This window comes from Streptomyces sp. WAC05292, from assembly GCF_003949955.1.
GTDB classification, from domain to species: Bacteria; Actinomycetota; Actinomycetes; order Streptomycetales; family Streptomycetaceae; genus Streptomyces; species Streptomyces globosus.
In genome coordinates, this window is sequence record NZ_RPSE01000402.1 from 1 (window position 1) to 5,522 (window position 5,522).

The following is a 5,522-nucleotide window of genomic DNA, read 5'->3' on the forward strand; positions in this document are numbered from 1 at the left end:
GGCGGGGGCGGGGACGGCAGCAGGCGCATGGTCCCAAGCCTGCCAGGGGCGCCCGGCGTGTCCGGCATCACAGGGGCGCGCGGCGCGCGATCCGCGATGATGACCGGATGCGTTTCATGTTCGTCGGCGATTCCATGACCATCGGACGCGCCGGCGACTACACCTGGCGCTACCGGATGTGGCAGCACCTGAACGCCACCTTCGGCGGCCCGTACGCCGTCGTCGGCCCCCGCACGGGCCTCTACGACCCCCGGGACGACGCCCCCACCAGCCACGACTACGCCGACCCCGGCTTCCCCGAGCGCGCCCGCCGCCACCTCGCCGGCTGGGGCGAGGGCTGGCAGCACATGGCGCCCCTCATAGGCGGCGCCGTCGCCGCCGGCCGCGCCGACGTCCTGCTCGTCTCCCTCGGCCTGATCGACCTCGGCTTCTACACCGCCGCCGACGAGACCGCGGCCAACGCCCGCCGCTTCGTCGCCGCCGCACGCGCCGCCCGGCCCCGCATCCGCATGGTGCTGCTTCCGGTCATCCCGAACGTGCGGGCCGAGTCGGACGCGCCGTTCGCCGCCGAGGTCGACCGCTTCAACGAGCTCCTCGCCAAGGCCGTCGCCGACCTGTCGACGCCCGCCTCGCCGATCCTGCTGGGCGCGCGCCCCGCCGGGTACGACATCCACCGCGACACCTACGACGGCACCCACCCCAACGCCTCGGGCGAGCACCGCCTGGCCGGCGAGTTCGCCTCGGTCCTCCACCAGGCCTGGGGCATCGGCGCCCCCTACGAGCCCGCCCCGGACCACGCCCGCGCGTAACGCGCCTCCCGGCGGGGGCACTTGCCCCGGCCCGGCACAGGCAGTTGGCTGGGCCCATGAAGTACACACAGCTCGGACGCACCGGTCTCAAGGTCAGCCGACTCGTACTCGGCACGATGAACTTCGGCCCCCAGACGGGCGAGCCGGAGAGCCACGCCATCATGGACGCCGCGCTCGACGCCGGCGTCAACTTCTTCGACACCGCTAACGTCTACGGGTGGGGCGAGAACAAGGGCCGCACCGAGGAGATCATCGGGACCTGGTTCGCGCAGGGCGGCCGCCGCCGCGAGAAGACGGTCCTCGCCACCAAGGTCTACGCGAGCATGGCCCCCGAGGGCGAGCCGTGGCCCAACCACGACCGGCTGTCGGCGCTGAACATCCGCCGCGCCGTCGACGCCAGCCTCAAGCGGCTGAAGACCGACTACATCGACCTCTACCAGTTCCACCACGTCGACCGGCGCACCCCGTTCGAGGAGATCTGGCAGGCCGTCGACGTCCTCGTCAACCAGGGCAAGATCCTCTACGCGGGCTCCTCGAACTTCCCCGGCTTCAAGATCGCCCAGGCCAACGAGACGGCGGCGCGCCACGGACGGCTCGGGCTGGTCAGCGAGCAGTGCCTGTACAACCTGGCCGAGCGGCGCGCCGAGCTGGAGGTGATCCCGGCGGCGCAGGAGTACGGGCTCGGCGTCATCCCGTGGTCCCCGCTGCACGGCGGGCTGCTCGGCGGGGCGATCCGCAAGGCCGCGACCTCCGGGCGCAGCGCCTCGGGCCGGTCCGCGGACGCGCTGGCCAACACGGCGGTGCGGGCGCAGGTGCAGGCGTACGAGGACCTGCTCGCCAAGCACGGCCTGGAGCCGGGCGAGACGGCCCTGGCGTGGCTGCTGACCCGGCCCGGGATCACCGGGCCGATCGTCGGGCCGCGGACGCAGGAGCAGCTCGCGTCCGCGCTGCGGGCGGTGGAGCTGGACCTCCCCCAGGAGGTGCTGGACGGGCTGGACGAGGTGTTCCCGGGGCCGGGCCCCGCTCCCGAGGCGTTCGCCTGGTAGGGCCGGCGGCGCACGGCGGCCGCGGGCGGCGGGCTCTACTGTCCGACGGCGGCCGCCACTGCCACGACGAAGAACATCAGCACGAGCACACCGGCCATCACGCGGTTTCGGGTCTTGGGATCCACCCGTCGAGCGTAACGCGGCCGCCGTCGGTCCCCGTACCGAGGGGCCGGGCCGCGGCGCCCGCGGCCGGGTGTCAGCCGCCGAGGGGCCAGGCGCCGGCCACCTCGTAGCGGGGCCGCTCCCCGGGGACGCCGCCCGTGGGGAGGTTGCTGCGGACCAGGCTGAGCTCGCCGACCCGCCACGGCGTGCCCTCGAAGCCGGCGAGGGCCTCCGCGTACGGGCGCAGGCCGGTGCCGCCGGCGCTGCGGGCGACGGTGAGGTGGGCGGTGTAGCGGCGGTGGCGGTCCATGGGGACGCCGGCCCGGCGGGCCGCCGCGTCCGCCCGCTCGGCGAGCATCCGCATCGCGTCGATGCCGCCGGCGGCGCCCGCCCACAGGGCGCGGTCCCCGAAGCGGCCGAAGCCGTGCAGGCGGAGGGTGAAGGGCTCGGTGCGGTGCGCGGCCCGCTCCAGGCGGGCGTGCAGATCGGGCAGGAGCGGGTCGCCGACCTCGCCCATGAAGGCGAGCGTGAAGTGCCAGCCGTCCTCCCCGGTCCACCGCAGCCGGTCGTCGCGGACGGGCTCCAGGGCCCGGCGCAGCTCGGCGACGGCCTCCGGGGGCGGCAGCACCGCGGCGAACAGCCTCATGGCGCGAGCGTAGCCCGCGGGTGCGCGCGACGCCTCCCCGCCGCTGCGCGCGGGTCCGCGGCCGGCCGCCGCCGTACGGCCGCCGGGCGCCGCGGTCCAACGCCGGGCGCCCGTACTGCGTGTCGGGGCGGGTGCGGGCGAACCGCGGCCCGCGGCGGGCGCGTTGGCGGGCGGGCCGCCAAGGGGTCGGCGGCGCGGCGCCGTTCGAGCCCTACGAGTGCCCGAGGTCCGCGGCCGGGAGGTCCGCCGACGGCACCGAGCCGGTGTCGGGTGCGGGCCGCAGCGGGAACTCGTCCGACGCCATCGAGTCGAGGACGGGCGGCGCGGGCCGCAGCGGCTTCGGCATGACGGCGGCCTCGGAGTGCCCGCCGCAGCCGTACGAGAGGGAGACCAGGCGGCCGTCGGCGGGCCCGAACTCGTTGGCGCAGACACCGAAGGCCTGGCCGAGGGAGCCGCCGATGGCGACGAGGAAGCCGCAGGAGACGCACGACGCGGGCGCGGCCTGCGCCATCGGGGTCTTCGCGCCGTAGGCCTCGTCCCAGCGGTCGGCGGCGGAGTGCAGCCCGTACCGGGACAGGACGCGGGCGCGCCGCATGCCGAGCTCCTCGGCGACCGCGGCGATGGAGCCGCGGACCGGTACGGCGGTGCGGTCGGTGACGTCGGCGTCCTCCGCCTCGACGAGTTCGGCCATCTCCGCGGAGACCGCCGAGTTCGGGGGCGGCGCGTCCTCGCCGGTGAAGCCGGGCTCCAGCCGCAGGTCGTCGGCGTCGGTGGGCAGCAGGTCGCCGGGGCCGAGGTCGCCGGGGCGCAGGCGCTCGCTCCACGGCACCCATTCGGGGGCCAGGAGGGCATCGGAGCCGGGAAGGAGCACCGTTTCGTCGAGGGTGACGTGCTTCGCACGGGAGGCCCGCGCCACGGTGACGGCCCACCGCCATCCGCGGTAGCCCGGGTCCTCGCACGCGAAGAAGTGCGTGACGACGCGGTCGCCCTCCGCGACCATCCCCACGTGCTCGCCCACGACGCCTGGCGCGGCAAGCTCCTCGGCCGCCCCGCGGGCGAGGTCCACCGCCTCGGCGCACAGGCGGTCGGGGGTCCGGCTTCGCGTCGTCGCAGCACTCACAGGTCTCGTTCTCTCCTACGCCGTCTCACGAGTGCGCCGTCCGTACCGTCGTCCACAACGACCCGTCGGTCCTGTCCGTGCGAGGCGCGGGCGGAGCGGACCAGAGGGCCGCGTCGACGTCCGCACCCGATCGGTCCCGGGCGCACCTACCTGCCATCCATTCTGCGGGATCGCGAAGAGGCGCGCCGCCAAGAGCAACCGCCGGTGGCGCGCTACGCACGCTACCTCCTTCGGAGCGCCTCGCCCACATGCAAGGTCCGATTCGCGGACAAGGCGGCGACACGGGCACGGCCGTCCGGCGGCCGCGGGCGGCCCCCGCGGGGGTGCCGGGCACGCCCGGGAGCCCCGGGGCGGCGGGTCGGCGCCGGGCCGGTGGGGCAGTATGTCGGGTGTGGCACCCGTACGGTCGTCGCGCGGCGGCCCGGGACCGGCCAGGCGGGCCGGCCGGGCCGTCGGGCGTGCCCTGCACCTCCCGGTCACCGGTGCGGCGCGCGGGATCCGGCGCGCGACGCACGCCCACGGGGCCGGCGAGTCCGGCCTGGGCAAGCTGATCGAGCTGCACGCCGTCAACGGCGCCGGCGACGTGATGATCACGGTGGCGCTGGCGTCGACGGTGTTCTTCTCCGTTCCCACGGACGAGGCGCGCGGCCGGGTCGCCCTCTACCTCGCCATCACGATGGCGCCGTTCACCGTGCTCGCCCCGGTGATCGGCCCGCTGCTGGACCGGCTGCCGCACGGGCGGCGCGCCGCGATGGCCGGGGCGATGCTGGCCCGGGCGCTGCTCGCGCTGACGATGTCCGGGGCGGTCGCCACCGGCGGGATCGAGCTGTACCCGGCGGCGCTGGGCGTGCTCGTGGCGTCCAAGGCGTACGGGGTGGTGCGCAGCGCGGTGGTCCCGCGGCTGCTGCCGGCCGGGTTCTCCCTGGTGAAGGCGAACTCGCGGGTGACGCTCGCGGGCCTGCTGGCCACGGGCGCGGCCGCGCCGGTCGCGGCCGGACTGCACACGATCGGGCCGCCGTGGCCGCTGTACGGGGCGTGCGTGATCTTCGTGGGGGGCACGGTCGCTGCGTTCCGCCTGCCGCACAAGGTGGACGAGGCCAAGGGCGAGCGGCGGGTGGTGCTGTCGACGCACGAGCCGCACTCGCGCCGGCCGGGCCTGCGCACGGTCAGCAGTTCGGTGCTGTGCGGGCTGCTGGCGAACGCGGCGATGCGCGCCCTGTCCGGTTTCCTGATCTTCTTCCTGGCGTTCCTGTTGCGGGAGCACCCGCTGTCCGGGCAGAGCGCGGCGGTGTCGCTGGGCATCGTCGGCGTGGCCGCGGGCATCGGCAACGCGTCGGGGACGGCGGTCGGGGCGTGGCTGCGGGCGCGGGCCCCGGAGGCGATCATCGCGGCGGTGCTGGCGCTGGCGCTGGGGGTGGCGGTGCTGGCCGCGGTGTTCTTCAGCGGGCTGTTCGTGGCGGTGCTGGGGGCGACGGCCGGGTTCTGCCAGGCGCTGGCGAAGCTGTCGCTGGACGCCACCATCCAGCGGGACGTCCCGGAGTCGGTGCGGACCTCCGCGTTCGCCCGGTCGGAGACCCTGCTCCAGGTGGCGTGGGTGCTGGGCGGCGCCATCGGGATCGCGCTGCCGCTGAACGGGGTGCTGGGCATGTCGGTGGCCGCGGCGATCGTCGCCGCGGGCACCGCGATGGCCGTGCGGGGCCTGCTGTCGGCCCCCCGCGCCGGCCGCCCGGGGTCGGCCCGGACGCGCACCGCGTGACGCCTTCCGTGCGGGGGTGTGCGCCGGCCGGGGGGCGGGCGGG

At 76.2% G+C, this 5,522-nt stretch carries 5 protein-coding genes; 3 read left to right on the top strand and 2 right to left on the bottom strand.

Features of this window, described 5'->3' with window-relative positions; genetic code table 11:
• Window positions 1-107 precede the first annotated feature (107 nt).
• Window positions 108-809 (top strand): GDSL-type esterase/lipase family protein, encoded by a 702-nt coding sequence (locus EF903_RS27785; RefSeq protein WP_125547711.1) that lies wholly within the window; start codon window positions 108-110, stop codon window positions 807-809.
• Window positions 810-865: 56 nt separating this feature from the next.
• Window positions 866-1,855: an aldo/keto reductase gene (locus EF903_RS27790; RefSeq protein WP_125547713.1), complete on the top strand. Its 990-nt coding sequence runs from the start codon at window positions 866-868 to the stop codon at window positions 1,853-1,855.
• A gap of 196 nt (window positions 1,856-2,051) precedes the next feature.
• Here EF903_RS27790 and thpR read toward each other — a convergent pair whose 3' ends face one another.
• Entirely contained in the window at window positions 2,052-2,603 is a 552-nt protein-coding gene (thpR, locus tag EF903_RS27795; RefSeq protein WP_125547715.1) for an RNA 2',3'-cyclic phosphodiesterase, read from the bottom strand.
• A 211-nt stretch (window positions 2,604-2,814) separates the two neighbouring features.
• Entirely contained in the window at window positions 2,815-3,723 is a 909-nt protein-coding gene (locus tag EF903_RS27800; protein ID WP_125547717.1) for a DUF3027 domain-containing protein, read from the bottom strand.
• 382 nt (window positions 3,724-4,105) lie between these two features.
• On the opposite strand from EF903_RS27800, the gene EF903_RS27805 reads away from it, so the two are divergent.
• The gene (locus EF903_RS27805; protein WP_125547719.1) at window positions 4,106-5,479 is read left to right on the top strand and encodes an MFS transporter; all 1,374 of its coding nucleotides are present in this window, start codon (window positions 4,106-4,108) and stop codon (window positions 5,477-5,479) included.
• The last annotated feature ends 43 nt before the right edge of the window (window positions 5,480-5,522 follow it).

Excerpts from the sequence above, each read along its gene's own strand:
- EF903_RS27785 (WP_125547711.1), top strand. The coding sequence starts at position 108 with ATGCGTTTCATGTTCGTCGGCGATTCCATGACCATCGGACGCGCCGGC.
- EF903_RS27790 (WP_125547713.1), top strand. The coding sequence starts at position 866 with ATGAAGTACACACAGCTCGGACGCACCGGTCTCAAGGTCAGCCGACTC.
- thpR (WP_125547715.1), bottom strand. The coding sequence starts at position 2,603 with ATGAGGCTGTTCGCCGCGGTGCTGCCGCCCCCGGAGGCCGTCGCCGAG.
- EF903_RS27805 (WP_125547719.1), top strand. The coding sequence starts at position 4,106 with ATGTCGGGTGTGGCACCCGTACGGTCGTCGCGCGGCGGCCCGGGACCG.